The organism is Erythrobacter sp., from assembly GCF_023653175.1.
Lineage (GTDB): Bacteria > Pseudomonadota > Alphaproteobacteria > Sphingomonadales > Sphingomonadaceae > Erythrobacter.
Genome location: NZ_JAMNXL010000046.1, coordinates 1 through 20,367, shown reverse-complemented (window position 1 = coordinate 20,367; position 20,367 = coordinate 1). Strand labels below are relative to the sequence as shown.

At 67.2% G+C, this 20,367-nt stretch carries 17 protein-coding genes and 1 tRNA gene; 9 read left to right on the top strand and 9 right to left on the bottom strand.

From position 1 onward, the window contains the following. Positions 1-371: 371 nt before the first annotated feature. The 5 genes from NBV68_RS07370 to NBV68_RS07350 form a co-directional block, all read right to left on the bottom strand. Positions 372-1,307, bottom strand: coding sequence for a hypothetical protein (locus NBV68_RS07370; RefSeq protein ID WP_296308433.1), 936 nt, complete (start codon positions 1,305-1,307; stop codon positions 372-374). Beyond that, positions 1,304-2,758: an aromatic amino acid lyase gene (locus NBV68_RS07365; RefSeq protein ID WP_296308432.1), complete on the bottom strand. Its 1,455-nt coding sequence runs from the start codon at positions 2,756-2,758 to the stop codon at positions 1,304-1,306. Before NBV68_RS07365 ends, NBV68_RS07370 begins: the two co-directional genes overlap by 4 nt. Then, positions 2,755-4,191: a chemotaxis protein CheW gene (locus NBV68_RS07360; RefSeq protein WP_296308430.1), complete on the bottom strand. Its 1,437-nt coding sequence runs from the start codon at positions 4,189-4,191 to the stop codon at positions 2,755-2,757. The genes NBV68_RS07365 and NBV68_RS07360 overlap by 4 nt, the downstream gene beginning before the upstream one ends. 66 nt (positions 4,192-4,257) lie before the next feature. Continuing rightward, positions 4,258-4,626, bottom strand: a complete 369-nt coding sequence (locus NBV68_RS07355; RefSeq protein ID WP_296308429.1) for a photoactive yellow protein — start codon at positions 4,624-4,626, stop codon at positions 4,258-4,260. A 184-nt stretch (positions 4,627-4,810) separates the two neighbouring features. Further along, positions 4,811-5,119, bottom strand: a complete 309-nt coding sequence (locus NBV68_RS07350) for a hypothetical protein (protein ID WP_296308427.1) — start codon at positions 5,117-5,119, stop codon at positions 4,811-4,813. Between the two features lie 201 nt (positions 5,120-5,320). Here NBV68_RS07350 and NBV68_RS07345 point away from each other — a divergent pair, with 201 nt between their 5' ends. Together NBV68_RS07345 and NBV68_RS07340 are read left to right on the top strand one after the other, a co-directional pair. Further along, the gene (locus NBV68_RS07345) at positions 5,321-6,883 is read left to right on the top strand and encodes an AMP-binding protein (RefSeq protein ID WP_296308426.1); all 1,563 of its coding nucleotides are present in this window, start codon (positions 5,321-5,323) and stop codon (positions 6,881-6,883) included. 30 nt (positions 6,884-6,913) lie between these two features. Further along, positions 6,914-7,288, top strand: coding sequence for an aldo/keto reductase (locus NBV68_RS07340; protein WP_296308445.1), 375 nt, complete (start codon positions 6,914-6,916; stop codon positions 7,286-7,288). Positions 7,289-7,609: 321 nt separating this feature from the next. Here NBV68_RS07340 and NBV68_RS07335 read toward each other — a convergent pair whose 3' ends face one another. From NBV68_RS07335 to panC, 3 genes are all read right to left on the bottom strand, one after another. Further along, on the bottom strand, positions 7,610-8,749 hold the full coding sequence (locus tag NBV68_RS07335) for an integrase arm-type DNA-binding domain-containing protein (protein WP_296308425.1): 1,140 nt from the start codon (positions 8,747-8,749) through the stop codon (positions 7,610-7,612). Positions 8,750-8,950: 201 nt separating this feature from the next. Continuing rightward, a tRNA-Gly gene (locus NBV68_RS07330) sits at positions 8,951-9,024 on the bottom strand. A 58-nt stretch (positions 9,025-9,082) separates the two neighbouring features. Next, complete coding sequence (gene panC / locus NBV68_RS07325) at positions 9,083-9,946, bottom strand: pantoate--beta-alanine ligase (protein ID WP_296308424.1); 864 nt, start codon at positions 9,944-9,946, stop codon at positions 9,083-9,085. A 170-nt stretch (positions 9,947-10,116) separates the two neighbouring features. Here panC and NBV68_RS07320 point away from each other — a divergent pair, with 170 nt between their 5' ends. The 7 genes from NBV68_RS07320 (at position 10,117) to NBV68_RS07290 (ending at position 19,817) form a co-directional block, all read left to right on the top strand. Beyond that, the gene (locus NBV68_RS07320; protein ID WP_296308443.1) at positions 10,117-10,929 is read left to right on the top strand and encodes a division plane positioning ATPase MipZ; all 813 of its coding nucleotides are present in this window, start codon (positions 10,117-10,119) and stop codon (positions 10,927-10,929) included. Beyond that, complete coding sequence (locus tag NBV68_RS07315) at positions 10,926-11,225, top strand: J domain-containing protein (protein ID WP_296308423.1); 300 nt, start codon at positions 10,926-10,928, stop codon at positions 11,223-11,225. The genes NBV68_RS07320 and NBV68_RS07315 overlap by 4 nt, the downstream gene beginning before the upstream one ends. 177 nt (positions 11,226-11,402) lie before the next feature. Then, positions 11,403-12,818: a phosphoglucomutase/phosphomannomutase PgmG gene (gene pgmG / locus NBV68_RS07310; protein ID WP_296308422.1), complete on the top strand. Its 1,416-nt coding sequence runs from the start codon at positions 11,403-11,405 to the stop codon at positions 12,816-12,818. Positions 12,819-12,959: 141 nt separating this feature from the next. Continuing rightward, positions 12,960-14,663, top strand: a complete 1,704-nt coding sequence (locus NBV68_RS07305; RefSeq protein WP_296308420.1) for an Hsp70 family protein — start codon at positions 12,960-12,962, stop codon at positions 14,661-14,663. Positions 14,664-14,673: 10 nt separating this feature from the next. Beyond that, complete coding sequence (locus NBV68_RS07300; RefSeq protein WP_296308418.1) at positions 14,674-16,323, top strand: hypothetical protein; 1,650 nt, start codon at positions 14,674-14,676, stop codon at positions 16,321-16,323. 73 nt (positions 16,324-16,396) lie between these two features. Continuing rightward, a complete protein-coding gene (locus NBV68_RS07295; RefSeq protein WP_296308416.1) occupies positions 16,397-17,311 on the top strand; it encodes a DUF2059 domain-containing protein in 915 nt (304 codons plus the stop codon). Positions 17,312-17,348: 37 nt separating this feature from the next. After that, complete coding sequence (locus NBV68_RS07290) at positions 17,349-19,817, top strand: ligase-associated DNA damage response DEXH box helicase (protein ID WP_296308414.1); 2,469 nt, start codon at positions 17,349-17,351, stop codon at positions 19,815-19,817. Here the strand turns inward: NBV68_RS07290 and NBV68_RS07285 are convergent. Next, on the bottom strand, positions 19,814-20,367 hold a 554-nt coding region (locus NBV68_RS07285; protein WP_296308412.1), incomplete at its 5' end, for a biopolymer transporter ExbD. The genes NBV68_RS07290 and NBV68_RS07285 overlap by 4 nt on opposite strands.

The following is a 20,367-nucleotide window of genomic DNA, read 5'->3' as shown; positions in this document are numbered from 1 at the left end:
GTCGCGTAGGGTGTGCCTATGTTTCGGGCTTTTCAGCTAGAGCCCAGCCCCCCAACTCGACGAGGTAATTGAAGTCTGAAAACGTTGACCCGGGGATCGCCAAGCGCAGGGGACCAGCAGCTCTCAATTGCCGGTTCTGGGACTTAGCGGTCATTCCCTGGCGATGTGCTCAACGGCAGTTCCTACCAAGAGCGGACAATCAGCGCCTATCTGAACAGCTCGCCGAGGCGAAAGCAGTGGACCGACTGCTGAATTGGTATCCCCAGCCATAGGCACGGGAAAGACGCCGACGCCGTTGGGCAGGTCATGTCGGCGGCAAACCAAATTACCGATGCGAGGTTAAACAAGATGCTTGAGGATCTAATGAAGGCCTAGAGCGATATGTTTTGCTTTCGGTGGCTTACTTGCGTGTTCACACTATCCAGAGCACGCGTTGCGAGCTCACCGTGTGAGGGCTGTAGCGCCTCGACCAACACCCGGCCGAACAGGCTCGCGGCAATCGCTGCCCGATCCTCGGACAGCGCCCGGCCGCCGGTGTGAAGCCGGGTGCGCCGCAGCCTCAACCAGCCCTCGGGGGCGAGATGGCGAAGGGCTTGCGTCATGCCATCGAGCATCGGCGGCGCGAAGACGAGGTCGTCCACCTCCAGATCGATCGCCTCGCGCAGAACGAGCACGCCCGCATCGTGCGCGGGGTTCCGGATGTGGATGGTCTGACGGTTGCACAGGCCGAGCAGCAGGTCGATCACGAAGCCGGCATCGTGATGCACCGGGCTACATGTCAGGCGGGTGCCACCCATCGGCGTCCCGAGCCGGGCTGATAGAGCGGCAAGAAGCGCCGCGAGCTGATCACCGGTCCATGCAGCGACGCTCGCCAGCGCCATCGCATCGTCGCGGTACAAGGCCAGCTGCGCTCCTCTGACGACGCGGATCGGAGCAAGAACGGACGGGAGTGCATCCGGGGAGTGATCCCCGTCGTGCTGTCCGCCGGCAAACATAATACCGGCCACGTCGGCGATGGGCGCCATCGCCAGCTGCTGCCGCAAGGCCAACGACCGGGCCGGGGTGACGGGCAGATAGACGAAGCCGCCGATGGTCGAGGCCACGAAATCGATCACCGCCTGAAAGCCCCCGGCCTGCGAGCACAGCACCGCGCCGGGCGCGACGCCGCGCTCGGCGAGGGCGATGCGGCGGGCATGGGCCGAGGTCCAGATGTTGCCGGCCGACATGATCGTCTCGACCCCACCCTCAAGTGTCTGCAACACCGGGGTGCCGCTGGCCTTCAGCAGCTCCTTGAACAGCGCCCTCATGCCTCGGCCAGATTGTAGGCGGGCCAGGCCGCAAGGGTCAGCGCCGCGGGGATGGGCAGCGCGAGGCGCAGCAGCGCGGCGCGTTCGGCGATGAAGCCGGCGCCGCGCGCCAGCGCGCCGGCGGCCTCCATCCGGTCGGCAAGGTTGAGCAGTGCCGCCATGCTGCCGGGCACGATGTCCTGGTTGTAGCCCTCGGCCGGCGAGGTGAGGTTGCGGGCCGGAACGCCGCCCGCGCGCAGCGTCTGTTCGAGCGCATTGACCAGCTGGTGGATGCCCTTGACGTGATCGCCCGGCGCGCATTCGAGGTTGCGCGGCAGGCCGCCGCTCTGCTCCGGATCGACCAGCAGGAAGGTCTGGCGGTTGAGCACCTCGGCGCATTTGCACGCTACATCCATCAGCTGGTCGGCGGCGGTGGCGAGGCCGGCGGTGTAGAACAGCCCGCCATGGGCGATGGCGATGTCCAGCCCGTCACTGTCGATCACCGGATTGTCGGCGACCGACAGCGCCTCGGCACCGATCCGCTCGGCGGCGAATTCGAGCTGGACGAGCGCATTGCCGAACACCTGCGGTGCGCAGCGGATCGAGTAGCGCGGCTGGGGCGGGCTTTCGCCGGGCGCGCGGGCGGGGGCGGCGCGGTTGCTTGCGAGGAACTGCGCCCGGGCCTGCGCGATCATTGCGCCTGCCGCGCGGTTGCGGTGGAGGGCCGGGTTGATGGCGAGCGTCCTGCCGGTGCAGAACTCATCGTCGAGCCCGAGCGCGAGGCTCGCGAGCGCGGTCACCCGGATCACGGCGTCAAGCAGCGCCAGCACCTTGGCGAACAGCTCGATGGCAAGCGCGCTCATCATCGCGTTGGTGTTGACGAGGCCGAGCACGTCGCGCGGCGCGCGCGCCCCGAACGCGCGGATCACCGGGGCGATGGCATGGGCCATCGGCACCAGATCGCCGCTCGCCCCGAGGCTGCCGTAGCGCGGCACGGCCGGCAGAACGGCGCCGTTCGACAGTTCGATCAGCGCGCCGAGCGTTTCGGGGTGGATCGCCGAATGGCCCTGCAGCGCCTTCATCGCCTGCAGCCGCAGCGCGCGCCGCACTACCCGTTCGGGCAGGGGCGCGCCGACACCGACGTGGAGATAGCCGAGCAGCTCCTCCTGCTGCCGCTGCCAGTCGGACGGATCGCGCGGATCGGCGATGTCGGCGCCGTAGTAGGTGTGGATGCCGTAGACACGCCGTTCGGGGTGGCGCTGGAGGAAATCCAGCAGCGCCGCGTGGCTGCGCTGCGCCCGGGCAAGTTCCTCGGGGCTCGCGACAAACGCCGGCGCCACCTCGCCCAGCGCGTGCAGCCGCGCGATGGTGGCAAAGCCGGGGTGTACGCCAAGGCTGCCGTTCGGCTCGGGCGGGGCATCGTCGCGCGCGTCATGAGGCAAGGGCGCGATGCGGTGGGCAGGCCTGTTCATGGCGCGAAGAACCCTTCCAATTGCAGGACGATGACCAGCTGGCCCGCGTTGCTGAGAATGCCGGCCACCCGCTCCTCGCCCGGGCCGAAGGGCAGCGGCTTGACCCGCCCCCGGCAGATGCCGTGGATCTCGTTGACCCTGAGCGCGATGCGCCGCCCCTCGCCCATGTCGGCGAAGATGACGAGGTCGCGCGGATAGTCCGCCTCCGCGCAGAACACGGCCCGCGCGGTGTCGAGGACCGAATAGAGCTCGCCGGTCGCCGTGAACAGCGAGCCCGAGGCCGATTTCAGGGTGTGCGCCTCCACCAGCGAGATGAAGCTCACATACTGCGCCGGGATCGCAAGGATCGAATTGTCGTAGCCGTTGAAGACTGAGAAGCTGAGATATTCCGAATTGCCGTCCAGCATGAAGTTGGACTCGATCGTCAGCACGCTGCCGACGTCGGGTTCGTGGCTGTGGCGCACGCACAGGCCGGGGGGCATCTCGTCTTTGCCCATCTCGAAGCGGCTGCAGCCGAGGCCGTCGTCCCGCATCTCGAAGGTCAGCCGCCGGTCGTTGCGCACCAGCCGCCAGCTGAGCGTGAGGTGCGCGCTCTTGTCGTTCGCCTCGCGCTCGTCGGGGGAATGTTCGACCGATTCGGCGAACAGGTGCCGCAGCCAGCCTTGCGACACGCGGAAGAACAGGTCCGAGACGTCGGGGGGGATCAGTTCGGAAGGATCAGCGTTCTCGATCCGCAGCAGCGCGGTGATGCCGGCCCTGTCGAGCCGGTCGACCAGCTCCGCCTCCAGCGCCGCGTGGAGATCGTTGAGTTCGATGCCGACACTGCAATCGACCATCTCGATCGACTTCGAGATCGACTTGTCGAGCTTTTCGAGTAGGCTCTTGTCGTCGATATGCAGGGCCAGCAGTTCGCGGACCGAGTGGAATTCCTGCAGCACCTCGTTGATGCCGCGCCCGGCCGAGGCGGTGAGCCGCATCAGCCGCCGCGCCATCGAGGGGATGCGGCCGACCGTGCCAAAGGGATCGGCGGCGAGCTTGAGGGTCCAGAACAGCTCCTTCCTGGTCTGCTGCGCTTCCAGCTTCTCGGCGATCTTCGAGAGCATCGAGCCGCGCGCCATCGTCAGGATGTCGGGGGCGCCCTTGAGGATGGTCTGGTACTGCATCTGGTCGTTGCAGCGCGACCATTCATAACGGATCGCCAGCCAGGTGAGGGGAATGTGACGCTCGGCCTCGCTCTCGTCGCCCTCGAAGGTGAGGTCGTCGAGCGCGGCGCAGATCTGCTCGGCGCGGGCGAGATATTCGCGGCGCACGTCCTCGAGCATATCGTCGGCCAGATCCGGCGTCAGCGCGACGACGTCCATGGTCGTGCGCACCTCGTCGTGATCGAGCAGGGCATGCCGCAGCGCCTGCACCTTGGATGTCGCCTCAACCATGTCGCCTCCCCATCAGCAAGGCAGGGCCGCCTAGGTTGAGCGGCCCCGCGCATGCGTCTGTTCATGTTACTTTTTCTTGACGAAGATCCAGTTGCTGCCGGTCGCCTTGTCGCGCTTCATGTGGATGCCGACGTTGGTCGGGCGCAGCTTGTAGGTGAAGGTGTAGTTGAACTCGGCGTCCAGCTCGCCGGCGGCGACGCCGTTCTGGAAGCGGCCGAAGAACAGCTTGTTGTTGGTGCAGGGCGCAATCTCAGTGAAGAAGTTGCGGCCCTCGGCGGCGGCGGGCGTCACCCCGGCGAGCTCGGCCTCGTACTTGTTGTAGAGCTCGATCTTGCCCTCGTCGTCGACCTTGACGATGCCGAAATCGGCGAGGTCGGCATCGTCGCGGGACAGGGCCCCGAGCTTGCTATCGATTTCCGCGGTTACGAACGACATATTCATCCTCCTGGGTGTTGTGTTTGCATCGGATCGGTGGGGTACTTGGGCAGATGCCGGAAAATCCCCGCGGGCCGGGGTCGGTGTTGCATGGCCCGTGATGGCGGCTCCGGACGGCCGGCCACGTGGGCCGGGGTGGCTGCGCGTCGGCAGCCCCGCGGCCCCGTGTCGGTTGGGTTGCAGGTCAGGCCGCGTGCGCCATCGCGTCGCGCTCGTGGTAGAGCGAGACCAGCTGCGCCTCGAGGTTTGTGATGGTCTCGTCCTTCTCGGCGAGCACGGCCTGCAGGTCGTGGCCCGCTTCCTTCTCGCGATAGAGCTCGACGACCTGTGCCTCGAGGTTGTTGATCGTTTCCTGCAGTGCAGCCATGGTGGCAGTGTTCTGCGCGGCTTCCTGCTTTTCTTGATAGAGAGCAACCAATTGCTGCTCCAGACTTTCAAGCATCTCCGTTTGTGACTGGGACGATGCAGCGACTTCGAAATCTTCATTTGCCATTCTGGGTCCTATCATCGCTTGTGTTTGCCTGCTTGATTGCAGGATCATTGTCATCTCATCCTTACAGTAAATTCGTCAGCCTTGGCTCCGCCGTATGAATACCGATCAGGGCTCCGGCTGACTGCCTAGGTGGATGAACCTGTGCTATCGGGGCGGCGCCGGGCAGAGCGGTCGGGCGGAAGGCAAAGGGGGCGGCGACGGATGCGATTGACACAACCCTTCGTCAGTGTGGCGGACACCTTCCCCGCACGCATCGCCTGCATCGACGGGCCGATCCGCCGCACCTGGCGCGAGCACCGCGACCGGGTGGTGCGACTCGCAGGCGCCCTGCGCGCGCTCGGCGCGCGTCACGGGGCGCGAGTCGCGATCCTTGCGCGCAACGGCGCGTGCTTCACCGAATGCCTGTTCGCCACCTGGTGGGCGGGCGGCGCGGTGGTGCCGCTCAACACCCGCTGGTCGGCGAGCGAGATCGTCCACGCGCTCGGCGACTGCGAGGCGCGGATCCTGTTCCTCGACGATGCCTTCCTGCCGATGCTCGAAGAGATCCGCGCCTGCGCCGACACGCTCACGACCATCGTAACGCTCGGCAGCGCGGGGGCGGCAGGGGCGGGCCTGGCCGCATACGAGGACCTGGTCGCCCAGGGGCACCCATGCGCGGACGCGATGCGTGGGGGGGAGGACCTTGCCGGCCTGTTCTACACCGGCGGCACCACCGGCATTCCCAAGGGCGTGATGCTGCCGCACCGGGCGCTGTGGTACAACGCCATGGCGATCGCCGCCGAACTCGGCCTCGACCGCGAGGCGGTGTGGCTGCACGCCGCACCGATGTTCCACTTGGCCGACTTCACCTCCAACACCGCGATCGCGCTGGTGGGGGGCTGCCACGTCTACATCCCCGCCTTCGATCCCGAAGCGGCGCTGGCGGCGATCGAGGCCCACGGGGTGAACAGCACCATCTTGGTGCCGACCATGCTCGCACGGATGCTCGATCATCCGGGCTTCGCGCCTGCCCGCACCGCGTCGCTGCGCCGCCTGCTCTACGGCGCCTCGCCGATGCCCGAGGGGCTGCTGCGCAAGGCGCTTGGCGCGATGCCGCACGTGCGCTTCTTCCAGGGCTACGGCCAGACCGAGATGGGGCCTGGGGTGACGATCCTTGCGCCAGGCGACCATGTGCTCGAGGGCCCCAGTGCGGCGCGGCTGCGCTCGGCGGGGCTGCCGACCATCGGCTGCGAGGTCCGGATCCTGGGCCCGGCGGGCGATCCCGCCCCGCGCGGCACCATCGGCGAGATCGCCGCGACGAGCCCCGGCATGATGCTCGGCTACTGGAACCAGCCCGAACAGACCCGCGCCGTGCTGGTCGACGGCTGGGTGCGCACCGGCGATGCGGGCTATCAGGACGAGGACGGCTTCGTCCATGTCGTCGACCGGTTGAAGGACATGATCGTCACCGGCGGGGAGAACGTGTTCTGCGCCGAGGTCGAGAACGCGATCTCGACCCACCCGGCGGTCGGCGCGGTCGCGGTGATCGGCATTCCCTCGCGGCAATGGGGCGAGGCGGTGCACGCCATCGTCATCCCGCGCCCCGGCGCGGCGGTGACGCAAGAGGACATCATCGCGCACTGCCGGGCGCGGATCGCGGGCTACAAATGCCCCCGCTCGGTCAGCTTCCGGGCCGAGCCCTTCCCGCTCTCGGGCGCGGGCAAGGTGCTGAAGCGCGAGCTGCGCGCGCCGTTCTGGCAGGGACTCGATTGCGGCGTGGCCTGAACGCGTGAGAGATCGCCAAGTCGCCCCTCAATCAGTTATGGTCAGCGGTGGGAGATCATGGCGGTGGCGCTTGCACGGGCGGTGGACTTTTCCCCGGCACAATTGGCCATCGCCTGGCTCGGCGCGAGAGCCCCTGCCCACATCTCGATCATCGGCGCGCGAAACCTCACGCAACTTTCCGACAATTTCGGCGCGGCCGACCTGACCCTCGACTCTCGGCTGCGCAAGCGGCTCGACTGGAACAACCGGATCGCACTCGGCTTCCCGTCGGACTTCTTCCTGACCGGCTGGCCAGCCCGGTTCGGCGATTGGCCGCAGCGGCTCGATCGGCATTTTCGTCCTGCCGGGCGGCGGGTCTTGCGGATCGACGATGACGAATGGCCGCGCCATGCGTCCGGCGGCTGAACCAAGAGGGCCGCGCTTGGGTTGAGAGCCCGTCAATTGTTCTCGGTACTGCCTTGGGGCGTCTCTTCGGCAGCTTTCGTCAGAAGCAGACATGCGTGGCGGCTGTCATGAACGATCGGGTCTGGGGCGGCAGCTGCCGTCTTCGACTGGATGATTGGACAGCCACTTTCCGCCCTTGTTCGCCCAAGTATTCCATTGGGCAAACGACCAATGGCCGACATTGCGTGCCGTTCAACCGCCAGAAGCCGATCACGATTTTTCAAGGCCAGCCTGCCGGAGGCTCCGTTCTGGACGAATGTTTAAGAGCCCAAGCTGAAAGCGTCAGAGGCAGTCGAGGTGGTCGCTCCACCATTGCGCCATGGCCACGCGCTCCTTCCAGTGCGCGCCGCGATGGTAGGCGGCGCGGACTCTGTCACTATCGCCATGGGCTAGGGCGCGCTCGATTGCATCCGGGTTCCATTTGCCGCTTTCGTTGAGCAAGGTGGAGGCCGTGGCGCGGAAGCCATGGGCGGTCATTTCGTCAGTTGAGTATCCTAGGCGGCGTAGGCCTGCGTTGATCGTGTTGTCGCTCATCGGGCGCTTGCGGGAGCGGATCGAAGGGAAGACGTAGCCATCGGGGCCGGTCAGCGCGTGGAGGTCTTCGAGGATCGCAATCGACTGGGGTGACAGCGGGACGAGGTGATCCTTGCGCATCTTGGTTTTGCCCGCCGGGATGGTCCACAGCGCCCCTTTGAGATCGAATTCGTTCCATTCGGCATGGCGCAGCTCGCCGGGGCGGACGAAGACATGCGGCGCCAGCTGCATCGCCAGCTTGGTGATCGGCTTGCCTTCGTATCCGTCGATGATCGCGCCATAGTGTGTGACGGTGGGAGCGGTCAGCGCGCCGCGCAGGTCGCGGGTCGGGTCCGAGGCGAGGCGGGCGGTGGCGACCGCATAGCGGAACACAGCGCCGGCCAATTGCAGTGTGCGGCGGGCGCTTTCCAGTTGGCCTTTGCGCTCGATCTTGCGGACGGCAATCAACACGTCTGCAGGCTCGATGTCGGTGATGGGAAGCTTGCCGATCGATCCCTTGAGCAGCGACAGCAGGTATGCGCTGCGTGTGGCTGTGCTGACCGCCCAGGCCTTCTGACCATCGCGCCGCCGCTTCGCACAGAACTCGGCGGCAATAGCGTCAAAGGTTGTCTCGGCTTGGATGCGCGACCGCACCTTCTCGCGGCCGGGATCTTTGCCAGCTGCCACTAGCTCACGGGCGGCATCGCGCCTGCGCCGCGCCTCCGCGAGTCCGACCTGAGGGTAGATGCCGATCGCCAGCTTCTTCTCCTTGCCGTCGATGCGATATTTGACGCGCCACAGCTTGCCACCCGACGGCTGCACCAGCAGGAACAGACCGAGAGTGTCGCCCACCCTATAAGTCTTATCGCGCGGTTTGGCGTTCCGGATCGCAACATCTGTCAGCGGCATGGCCCTCGGTCCTTTCCCAGCTCGTGGCCCCCACGTGGGGGCCAGTCCAATTGCCCGAAATGCCTTGGCCCCGCGATGTGGCCCCCAAGAGCCCCGGATGCAGCGGGAAGAATAGGGACATTCTCGGACGACCGAGGGTCTAAATCCCTCGGATTTCCAAGGGTTTTATAGACTTTCTGGGGCTGTTTCGGAAGGGAGGGCTGGAGCGGGTAGCGGGAATCGAACCCGCATAGCCAGCTTGGAAGGCTGGAGCTTTACCACTAAGCTATACCCGCTCGGGCTCCGCGAGGGCCCATGCCATTGATGGCGGCGCAAGGTCAATACGGCGCGGCGCTAGGTGCCTCGTTCGATGGCCATGTTGTCGATCAATCTGGTTGTGCCGATTCGGGCGGCCACAAGGATGCGCGCCGGGCGGTCGGACAGGGCTCCGATCGGAGCAAGCGTGCCGGAATCGACGACCTCGATGTAGTCGATCCGGAAGCCTGCCAGCTCCAGCTCGTCCTCCACGACGGATTTCGCCAGCCACACCGGCTGATGACCCGCGGCTATGGTCTGCGCCGCCGTTGCCAGCACCTCGGGCAGGATCGCCGCGGCGGCGCGCTGCTCGGGCGTCAGGTAGCGGTTGCGGCTGCTCATCGCCAAGCCGTCCGCCTCGCGCACGGTCGGCACGCCGATGATCGCGTCGACATGCGGGGCGGTCAGATCGAGATCGCGCGCCATCGCCCGGATCACGGCGAGCTGCTGGAAATCCTTCTCGCCGAAGAACGCCATGTCGGGGGCGACCTGGTTGAAGAGCTTGCAGACCACCGTCGCCACGCCATCGAAATGGCCGGGCCGCGCCGCGCCGCACAGGCCCTCGCTCACTCCGGCGACAGCGATGCTGGTGGCAAAGCCCGGCGGATACATCGTGCCGGCGTCCGGTGCCCACAGCAGCGCCACCCCTTCCGCTTCGAGCATCGCGGCGTCCTCGGCGAGCTGGCGGGGGTAGGCGTCCAGGTCCTCGCTGGGCCCGAACTGCTTCGGGTTGACGAAGATCGAGGCGACCACGTGGTCCGCCTCCGCGCGTGCGCGGCGCACCAGCGTGAGGTGGCCTTCGTGCAGTGCACCCATGGTCGGCACCAGCGCAATCGTTGCATTTCCGTCCCGCAACTGTGCCAAAGCGGTTCTCAACATTCGCAGCGTATTGACCGTTTGCACCGTCAGGCCTCCAAGGATACATGAAAACCGTGCCCTAGCGGCCCAACCTGTGCCATTTCAAGCCGCCGGGGCCCCGGCGAACCCAGCAGCCGACCGCAATCGAGAGACCCGCCATGCCGCCCGCCTCGCGCGCCGACATTCCTGGAACCACCGCGACCGGTACCCGCCTCCTGCGCAAGGGGCAGGCGCACAGGATCGTCTTTGCCAACGAAAAGGGCGGGACCGGCAAGTCCACGACCGCGGTCCATGTTGCCGTGGCTCTGTCCTATCTCGGCGCGCGCGTCGCCTCGATCGATCTCGATCCGCGCCAGCGCACAATGCATCGCTATATCGAGAACCGGCTGGCGACGCTCGAAAAGCGCGAGTTGACCTTGCCGACCCCGGCCTGCGAGGTGTTCCGCGAGACCGGCACCGGCGCCTTGCTCGGGATGATCCGCCGGCTCGAGGCCAATTGCGACTTCCTCATCATCGACAATCCGGGCCGCGATGATGCCTATGCGCGCATTGCGGTCGAACATGCCGATACGCTGGTGACGCCGATGAACGACAGTTTCGTCGATTTCGACCTGATCGGCCAGGTCGATGCGGAGACCTTCAAGGTCAAGAAGCTGTCCTTCTTCGCGGAGGTGATCTGGGACGCGCGGATGAAACGCAGCCGGATGACGATCGAGCACCAGCGGCCCGAGATGGACTGGATCGTGGTGCGCAACCGCACCGGGCACGTCGAGGCTAAGAACCAGGCACGACTGCACAAGGCGCTGGGCGAGATGTCGAAGCGCGTCGGTTTCCGCGTGACGCAGGGCCTGTCCGAACGCGTCATCTACCGCGAGCTGTTCCCCTCGGGCCTGACGCTGCTCGACAAGGGTCACCTTGGCGAGCTGGGCACCAGCCATCTGGTCGCGCGGCAGGAACTGCGCGCGCTGGTCAAGGCGCTGCGCCTGCCCGAATTCAGCCGCGCGCAGGACAGGCTGGAGGTGGCGTGAAGTATCTGCTGATCCTCGTGGTGGCCTGCGTGTTCTGCCGCTGGGCGATCGGCAAGTGGCCCTGGGAGCTGCTGCGCAGCACGCCGACCCGGAGCCAGGCCGTGTTCCGGGCGCGGAAATTGCTCGGGGTCGAAGCCGGGGCGGGGCGCGATGAGATCATCGCCGCGCATCGCCGCCTGACCACGCTGGTGCACCCCGACAAGGGCGGCACCAACGCCGCGATGCAGGAGGCCAATGCCGCGCGTGATCTGCTGCTCGACGAGCTGCCGCATCCGCAGGACGGGTCGCTGCTTTGAACCTGCTTCGCGCGCATCGCAGGATTGACACAATCGCGCGGCAGGGGTTTGCCTGAAACGGAAGCTCGTGGGGAATAGCTGGCCCGGCTGATCCGTCGGACGGATGGCCCCTGCGACGCTGCCGCCAATCTCACCCCGATCACCGCGCGTCCCGGCGGCAAGGAGACCCTCTCGACCATGCAACACCAGTTCCATTCCACGATACTGCGCGAATACGACATTCGCGGGGTGATCGGCGAAACGCTTGGCGCGGATGATGCGCGGGCCATCGGCCGGGCCTTCGGCACGCTGCTGCGCGAGGCGGGCGGTGCGACCGTGGCGGTGGGCTATGACGGGCGGGTCAGCTCGCCGATGCTCGAGCACGCGCTGGTCGAAGGGTTGACCGCGAGCGGCTGCAATGTGGTGCGGATCGGCATGGGCGCAACGCCGATGCTCTATTATGCGGAAGCCTCAGATGAACAGGTGGATGGCGGCATTCAGATAACTGGCAGCCACAATCCCCCCAATTACAATGGCTTCAAGATGGTATTTCGGGGACGCCCGTTCTTCGGCGCCGATATCCAGAAGCTCGGGAAACTGGCAGCAGACGGGGCGTTCGCCAGCGGCACCGGCACGGTGACCTCGCGCGACATCCTTGGCGAGTATGTCGAGCGCCTGCTCGAGGGCCTCGCTGGCATCGAACCCGGCAAGCTCGAAACCCTGCGCGTCGGCTGGGATGCCGGCAACGGTGCCGCCGGCCCCGCGCTTGAAGCCCTGGCTGCCCGTCTGCCGGGGGAACACCACTTGCTCTTTACCGAAGTTGACGGACATTTTCCCAACCACCATCCTGATCCGACTGTCGAGGCCAACCTGACCGATCTTCGCGCGCTCGTCGCCGAGAAGAACCTCGATTTCGGAGTGGCTTTCGACGGGGACGGCGACCGGATCGGCGCGATCGACGGCACGGGCCGGGTGATCTGGGGCGATCAGCTGCTGATGATCTATGCCGAGGATCTGCTCAAGACCCGCCCCGGTGCGACGATTATCGCCGATGTGAAGGCCAGCCGCGCCCTGTTCGACCGGGTGGCGGAGCTCGGCGGCGAGCCGCTGATGTGGAAGACCGGCCACTCGCTCATCAAGTCCAAAATGAAGGAGACTGGTGCGCCGCTGGCAGGCGAAATGAGCGGCCACGTGTTCTTCGCGGATGAATATTACGGCTTCGACGACGCGCTTTACGCCGGCGTGCGGCTGCTGGCGGCGGCCGCCCGACTCGGCAAATCGGTGACCGAGCTGCGCGGTGCCATCCCGCCGATGCTGAACACCCCGGAACTGCGCTTCCAGGTCGACGAGAGCCGCAAGTTTGCTGCCATGGCCGAAATCGCCGGGCGGCTCACCACCAGCCCCGGCCCCGAGGTCGAGAGCGTCAACGCAACCGACGGCGTGCGCGTCAACACCGCCGACGGCTGGTGGTTGCTGCGCGCCTCGAACACGCAGGACGTGCTGGTCGCCCGCGCCGAGAGCGACAGCGAGGATGGTCTCGAACGCCTGCTCGCCCAGATCGACGCGCAGCTGGCCGCCTCGGGCCTCGAACGCGGCGAGAGCGTCGCGCATTGATGGCGTTTTTCCGGAGCCGCTGATGGGGCCGGAAAAGCAACGCAAGGGCGCCGCGTGGGCTTGGTGCCGTTTCGGCACTAAGCCGCCATTCCGCCCGCAATTCCAATTGCCTGACGCGCGCTGCGCGCTATGACGGCTGGCATGCTCGTCGGGATCGATCTTGGCACCACCAACAGTGCCGTTGCACTGTGGCGCGACGGTGCGCCGCAGCTTGTGCCCAATGCCCTGGGGCGCGAACTGACCCCGTCTGCGGTCAGCCTCTCCAAGGGCGGGGAGACCTGGGTGGGGCAGGCCGCGCTCGACCGGATGGCGACCAACCCGGCCGACACCGTCACCAGCTTCAAGCGGATGATGGGCACCGTCTCCACCGTGACGCTGGCGGGAACGACGCTGACGCCGGAGGATCTCTCGGCGATGGTGCTGCGCAGCCTTGCTGACGATGTCGAGGCGGCAACCGGCACCCGCCCCACCGAGGCGGTCATCACCGTCCCTGCCTATTTCAACGAACGCCAGCGCCGCGCCACGCGCCGTGCGGGCGAGATCGCGGGGCTCGAAGTCCGCCGCCTGATCAACGAGCCGACCGCAGCGGCGCTCGCCTTCGGCCTCGTGGACAAGGGCGACCGCGAGCCGTTCCTGGTTTTCGACCTCGGCGGCGGCACCTTCGACGTCTCGATCGTCGAGATGTTCGACGGCATCGTCGAAGTGCGCGCCTCGGCGGGCGACAACCGGCTGGGCGGCGATGATTTCGACGAGGTGCTGGTGAAGCTGGTCGAGCCGCTGCTGCCATCGGAGGCGCTCGCGCGGCTTCCGGCCGACCGCCGCCGCGCGCTGCTGAACCTCGCGGCCGAACGCACCCGCCGCTCGCTCACCACCTCGGAAGAAGCCGATTTCACCGTGGTTGCCGACGACACTCCGCTCACTGCGCGCGTTACCACCGATGCCTTCGAGGAGGCGGCCGCGGGGCTCATCAAGAAACTGCGCGATCCCGTCATCCGGGCGCTGCGCGACAGCCATATCGACGTGAAGGGCCTGTCCGACATCGTGCTGGTCGGCGGCGCCACGCGCATGCCGGTGGTGAGGAAGGCGCTGACCCGCATGTTCGGGCGCTTCCCCAATTCCACCGTCCACCCCGACCACGCCGTGGCGCTGGGTGCGGCGATCCAGGCCGGGCTCTTGTCGGGCGGGGACGGGCTCGAGGAAATCCGCATCACCGACGTCGCGCCCTTCACGCTCGGCGTCAGCACCTCGACCCGTGACGCGCACGGGCGCTTCCACGACGACATCTTCGCCCCGATCATCGAGCGCAACACGCCGGTGCCGGTCAGCCGGATGGAGCGCTTCCAGACGCTCGGCGACAACCAGCGGCAGGTGACCTTCGCGATCTATCAGGGCGAGGCGCGCGACGTGAAGAAGAACGTCAAGCTCGGCGAACTCACCGTTCCCGTCCCCCCTAAGCCGGCGGGCGAGGTGGGGGTCGAGGTGCGCTTCACCTATGACACCAGCGGGCTGCTCGATGTCGATGTCGCCGTGCCGATGACCGGGCTGACCCGCAATCTGGTGATCGTCGACGAGGATGACCGGCGCTCGAAGAAGGATATTTCCGAGAGCCGCAAGCGGCTCGAAAAGCTCAAGGTCCACCCGCGTGACGAGGCCGAGAACGTCGCCCTGCTGGCGCGCGCCGAGCGTGCCTATGAAGGCTTCACCGGGCCGGTGCGCGATGTGATCGGGCAGGGGCTGACCGAGTTCCAGGGCGCGCTCGACAAGCAGGATCCGCGCATCATCACCGATGCGCGCGAAGGCTTGACCCGGCTGCTCGACGAGATCGACACGCAATCCCCGCTCTGATGGCCCCGCTGTGACCCGCCGCGCCTTCCCCTGGAGCCGTCTCGGGATCGACCCGACCAGCGATACGGGCGCGATCCGCAAGGCCTATGCCGATGTGCTGCGGTCGATCAATCCCGACGAGGACATCGCCGGCTTTGCCGACCTGCGCCGGGCGCGCGATCAGGCGCTGTGGTTGGCCGCGCGGCAAGCGGACGAGGCGCAGGACGCCGACGCGGACGCTGACGAGGATGAAGATGAGGGCGAGCTCTACGGCCTCGGCGCGCTTGACGAGGCCGATGATCGCGACCCCGACTGGGATGACGATCATGACGACGGCGGCTGGGATATCGCCCCCGCCTTCACCCCAGGCGAAATGCTCGCGCAGGCGCCGGAACTGACCGAAGCCCAGAAGCGCGCGCAGGAAGCCTGGAACCGCTTGCTCGACGTGCTCTATCCCGGCGGGGACTTCAGCGAGGATGCGGTTACTCATGCGCAGCTCGACGAGGGTCTCACCGCGCTGGCCGTGCTGACCGGCCGGGCCGAAGAAGCCGATATCGAGGAGCACGACGCGCTCGACGGCGCGCTCGCCGATCTCTTCGCGCGCACCTGGCCGCGCTCGGCACCCTTCGTCGAACCAGCCAATGCCGTGTTCGGCTGGCTCGACGAATCCGGCATCCTTGAGGAACGCGCCGCGCTGCGCTTCCTCAACCAGCGCCTCAAGGGGATGCGCTTTCACGACAAGGTGCTTCTGCCCGAACACCCGCTCCACAAGGCCTGGGTGGAATTGTCGCGCCCTGGCCGGGCCGGGGTGCTCGACCGGCTGCGGGTGAGCCGGCTCGATGTTCACAAGCTGCTCGTCGGCCTGCGCGAACGCTATCCCGAGCTCGAAAGCCATCTCGATCCCGAACGCGTCGCGTCGTGGGAAGGGGCGGGCGCGGGGAGCGGCGACGGCTATTCGAGCGCGGGCCGCGGCTTTGGCGGCGCGGTGCTGTTCGTGGTGCTGTTCTTCGCGCTGATCCGCGCTATCGCGGCGCTGGGCGGGGCGGGGGGCGGCGATGCCGACAACTCTCTGCCGCCGCCAGTCCCGGTCTTCGGCCCAAGCGAGGCCGAGATCGACGCCGCGGTCGCCGGCGTGTTCGGCCCGGGCACCGACATGGCCAAGGTGCGCGAAGCCGATCCGGTCTTCGCCGACCAGCTCGCACTCGGGATCCGCAACGCGAAGGACAATGGCGGCACCAGTGCCTTCGTGCGCCACAAGGCGCTGCAAGTGGCCGAGCTCGCCAAGTTCGAGGAGCTGGTGGCCTTGGGTGAGCTCAAGCGCATCTGGTTGGCGGCAGCGCTCAAGAACCCGGCGCAATGCAAGAACGTGATGGCCGGCGACTTCCGCTCGCTCCCGCTGGCGCTCGGCAAGGACGAGGCCGCGCGCGAGCAGGAGTTGATGCGGCGGCTGCTTGATGCGAGGCTGCTGAGCCACCGTTCCAGCAAGAGCGGCGGCAGCTTCAGCGTGCCCGGCTGGGCGATCGACAAGATGCTGAAGAAAAGCGGCCTCGGGATCGACGAGCTGACGGCCGCGCTCAAGGACCCCGAGCACCCCAAGCGCTGCCTTGTTGACCTGACCATGGCCGAGGTGATCCTTGCCGAACCCGGGCGGGTCTCGGCCGAGGTGCTGCGCGCGCTGTAACCGAGCGCGCGCGCGGGGCTTTCGCACCGGTCGATCGTGCGGCACAATGGCGGCCTATCCGGGGAGCATCACCATGATTCGCCACACAATCCTTGGCCTTACCGCCAGCCTCGCCGCGCTCGGTCTCGCCGCGCCGCCGCTCGCCGCGCTGGACCACGGCGCGGCCGAGAAGGCCGCCGGCACCGAGAACCAGAAGGACGAGTTCCTGTTCCTCACCGAGGAAGAAGAGGCGCAAGCGCAGCTCGAACAGGAACTGTCCGACGCCTTCGCGATGTTCGGCGAAATGTTCAAGGCCGATCCGCTCACCCCCGAACAGGAAGCCCTGCTGCCGCTCGCGACGCAGATGGCGGGTTTCATCATGCCCGAGGGCAGCTTCCGCACCGCGATGGACGAGAGTCTGGAGCCGATGATGGCGATGATCGCCGACGACGCCGCCTCCACCCCGCGCAGCCGCCTCGCTGCGCTGAGCGGGGTCGAAACCGGTGCTCTCGACGCTCTATCCGACGAGGACGCGCAGGAGGCGCTCGACATCTTCGATCCGCAATTTGCCGCCCGTAGCGCTCGCACCAGCGCGGCGCTTACGGGGATGATCGGGAAGCTGCTCGAAGCGGTTGAGCCGGCCTATCGCGAAGGCCTTTCCCGCGCCATCGCGCGCCGCTTCGACGAGGCGGAGATGCGCGAGCTGCTCGCCTTCTTTGCCACGCCGCTCGGAGCCAAGTTCGCGAGCCAGAGCTTTCTGGTGCAGTATGACCCGCAGGTCATGGGGGTGATGGAGGCGATGGGGCCGGCGGCGGTCAAGCTCCTCCCCGATGTGACCGAGGAGTTTGCCGCGATCGGGGCCGAGTTCGGCGACGGCCGCAAGTTCTCCGAGCTGAGCGCGGCCGAGCGCACCCGGGCGGCGCGGCTGATTGGCAAGTCGGAACGCGAGCTTGACGCGCTGGTGCCCGAGGCCATGATCGAGGACGAAGGCGAAGACCCGATCACCTGAGCCGCGCGGCCTTGCGAAGGGCTACGGTGCAGGCCACATGGCGGGGGTGACTCCCGCGCAGCCGACCCTCCCTCCAGCCATCGCAGCGTGGTTCGCGCAGCGTGGCTGGCGGGTGCGGCGGCACCAGTGGGAGATGCTGGCCAAGTCTCGCGAGGGCGCGCATGCCCTGCTGGTCGCCGATACGGGCGCGGGCAAGACGCTGGCGGGGTTCCTGCCGACCTTGTGCGACTTTGCGGGGGATGCGCTGCCGCCTGATGGTCTCCACACCCTCTACGTCTCGCCATTGAAGGCGCTGGCGCAGGATGTGAAGCGCAACCTGCTCACCCCCATCGAGGACATCGGTCTGCCGATCCGGGTCGAGACGCGCAGCGGTGACACGCCCGCCGACCGCAAGAAGCGCCAGCGTGAACGTCCGCCGCATATCCTGCTGACCACGCCCGAGAGCCTCTCGCTGCTGCTCTCCTATCCCGAAAGCGCCGACCTGTTTGCAGGGCTGAAGCGCATCGTGATCGACGAGGTTCACGCCTTCGCCACCGACAAGCGCGGCGATCTGCTGGCGCTGAGCCTCGCGCGGCTCCACGCGCTCGCCCCTCAGGCGCAGCGGGTTGCCCTGTCGGCGACGCTGGCGAATCCCAAGGACTTTCAGGAATGGCTCGCCCCGCAGACCGGTGACGATGGCGAGATCGCGGCGGCCGTGCTGGTGCTGGGCGAAGAAGGCGCGGCTCCGCAAGTCGAGATACTCCTGCCACAGGAAGAACGCGTCCCCTGGGGCGGCCACGCCGGGCGCTGGGCCGTCCCGCAGCTCTACGAGGCGATCAAGGCCAACCGCACCACGCTGGTCTTCACCAACACCCGCTTCCTCGCCGAGTTCATCTTCCAATGCCTGTGGGAGGCGAACGAGGATCACCTGCCGATCGGCATCCACCATGGCTCGCTCAGCACCGAGGCGCGGCGCAAGGTCGAGGAAGCCATGGCGCGCGGCGACTTGCGGGCGCTGGTGTGCACCGCCAGCCTCGATCTCGGCATCGACTGGGGCGACATTGATCTGGTGGTGCAGATGGGGGCGCCCAAGGGATCATCACGGCTGTTGCAGCGGATCGGACGGGCGGGGCACAGGCTCGATGTGCCGAGCCGCGCGGTGCTGGTGCCGGGCAACCGCTTCGAATTCCTCGAGGCCATCGCCGCCAAGGAGGCGGTCGACGAGGGCCAGCGTGACGGTGAGGCGTTCCGACCCGGCAGCCTCGACGTCCTCGCCCAGCACGTGATGGCCTGCGCCTGTGCGGGGCCGTTCCATGAGGATGCGCTGCTGGCGGAGGTGCGCTCCAGCCTCGCCTATAGCTGGGTGGATCACGGCACCTTTCAGCGGGTGCTGGGGTTCGTCTCGAACGGCGGCTACGCACTGAAAGCATATGACCGGTTCCAGCGGATCGTGCGGGGGAAAGACGGGGTGTGGCGCCTCGCCCACCCCAATCAGGCGCAGCGCCACCGGATGAACGCCGGGATCATCGTCGACAGCGAGATGCTCACCGTGCGCTTCCGGAACGGCCGCAGTCTCGGCAAGGTCGAGGAGCGCTTCGCCGCGCAGCTATCCCCCGGCGACACCTTCTTCTTCGCCGGCATGAGCCTCGAGGTCGAGGGCGTGAAGGACATGGACCTCACCGTCCGCGCCGCCAAGAAGAGCGCCACGATCCCGAGCTATGGGGGCCTCAGGCTCCCGCTCACGACGCACCTTTCCACACGGGTGCAGGCGCTGCTCTCCGACCGCGCAGGTTGGGGCCGCTTTCCCGACGATGTGCGCGAGTGGCTCGAAATGCAGGACTACCGCTCGCGCCTGCCCGCGCCGGGCGAGTTGCTGGTCGAGAGCTTCCCGCATGGGGGCAAGCACTACACCGCCTATTACACCTTCGAGGGCTGGAACGCGAACCAGTCGCTGGGGATGCTGATCACCCGGCGGATGGAGGATCGCGGATTGCTGCCCGGCGGCTTCGTGGCGAACGACTATTGCCTCGCGGTGTGGGGGTTGAAGCCCGTTACCGATCCGGCACCTTTGCTCTCGCCCGATATCCTCACCGGTGAGTTTGTCGAGTGGGTGACCGAAAGCCACCTGCTGCGCCGCGCCTTTCGCGAGGTCGCGGTGATCAGCGGCTTGGTCGAGCGCCAGCACCCGGGGCAGAAGAAGACCGGCAAGCAGGTCACCTTCTCGACCGACCTGATCTACGACGTGCTGAAGAAATACGAGCCCGACCACGTGCTGATCGAGGCCGCCTGGGCCGATGCGCGGGCGCGGATGACGGACGTGGGGCGGCTGGCCGACCTGCTGGAGCGCTCGGAGCGCGAGCTGGTCCACGTGAGCCTCGACCGCGTTTCGCCGCTCGCGGTGCCGGTGATGACCATGATCGGCCGCGAGGCGGTGCCCCAAGGTGCGGTCGACGACGAGCTGCTGCTCGAGGCCGAGGGGCTGATCGCCGCCGCGATGCGGCCGGATGCGCCGCTGGAGGGGGATTAGCGTCCGGTTGTGCCGAACAGCTCCGGGGCGCAGGTGTCGATAGCCGGTGGAGGCACCATCCGTTGCGCGCCCATGGCTTGGTCGATCCGGATGCTGGTGAGCAGCGGTAGCGGGTGGCCGCCGCTCTTGCCGAACTCCCCGTGCTTCTCCATGCCGTTGATGCAGAACCATTCATCGTTGACGCCTGCGCGGTGGATGATGGCGAGGGTATGCGCAGCGAGATCATAAGGCGCGTCCCCGTCGGGCTCGAAGGCGAGGACGGCGCGTGGCTCGAGTGTGCTGACTTCGGCGAGCAAGACCTGGAGCTGCTGGGCGTCCACGACCTCGCCATTGAACCGCAACTCGCCAGAGGCGGTGACCTCGACGCGGTAAACAATCGGCAGAAGGCCCGTTCCGTTCAGGCCGGCCTCGGGCTGCGGCAGCTCCAGCAGCAGCGCATGGGTCCGCGACTGGCTTGCCGCGAGCAGGAACACCACCGCGATGAACAGCGCCACGAACAGCAGCGGACGCGTGTCGATCGCGCGGATCGGCTCGCCGTGGTCGAAGCGCC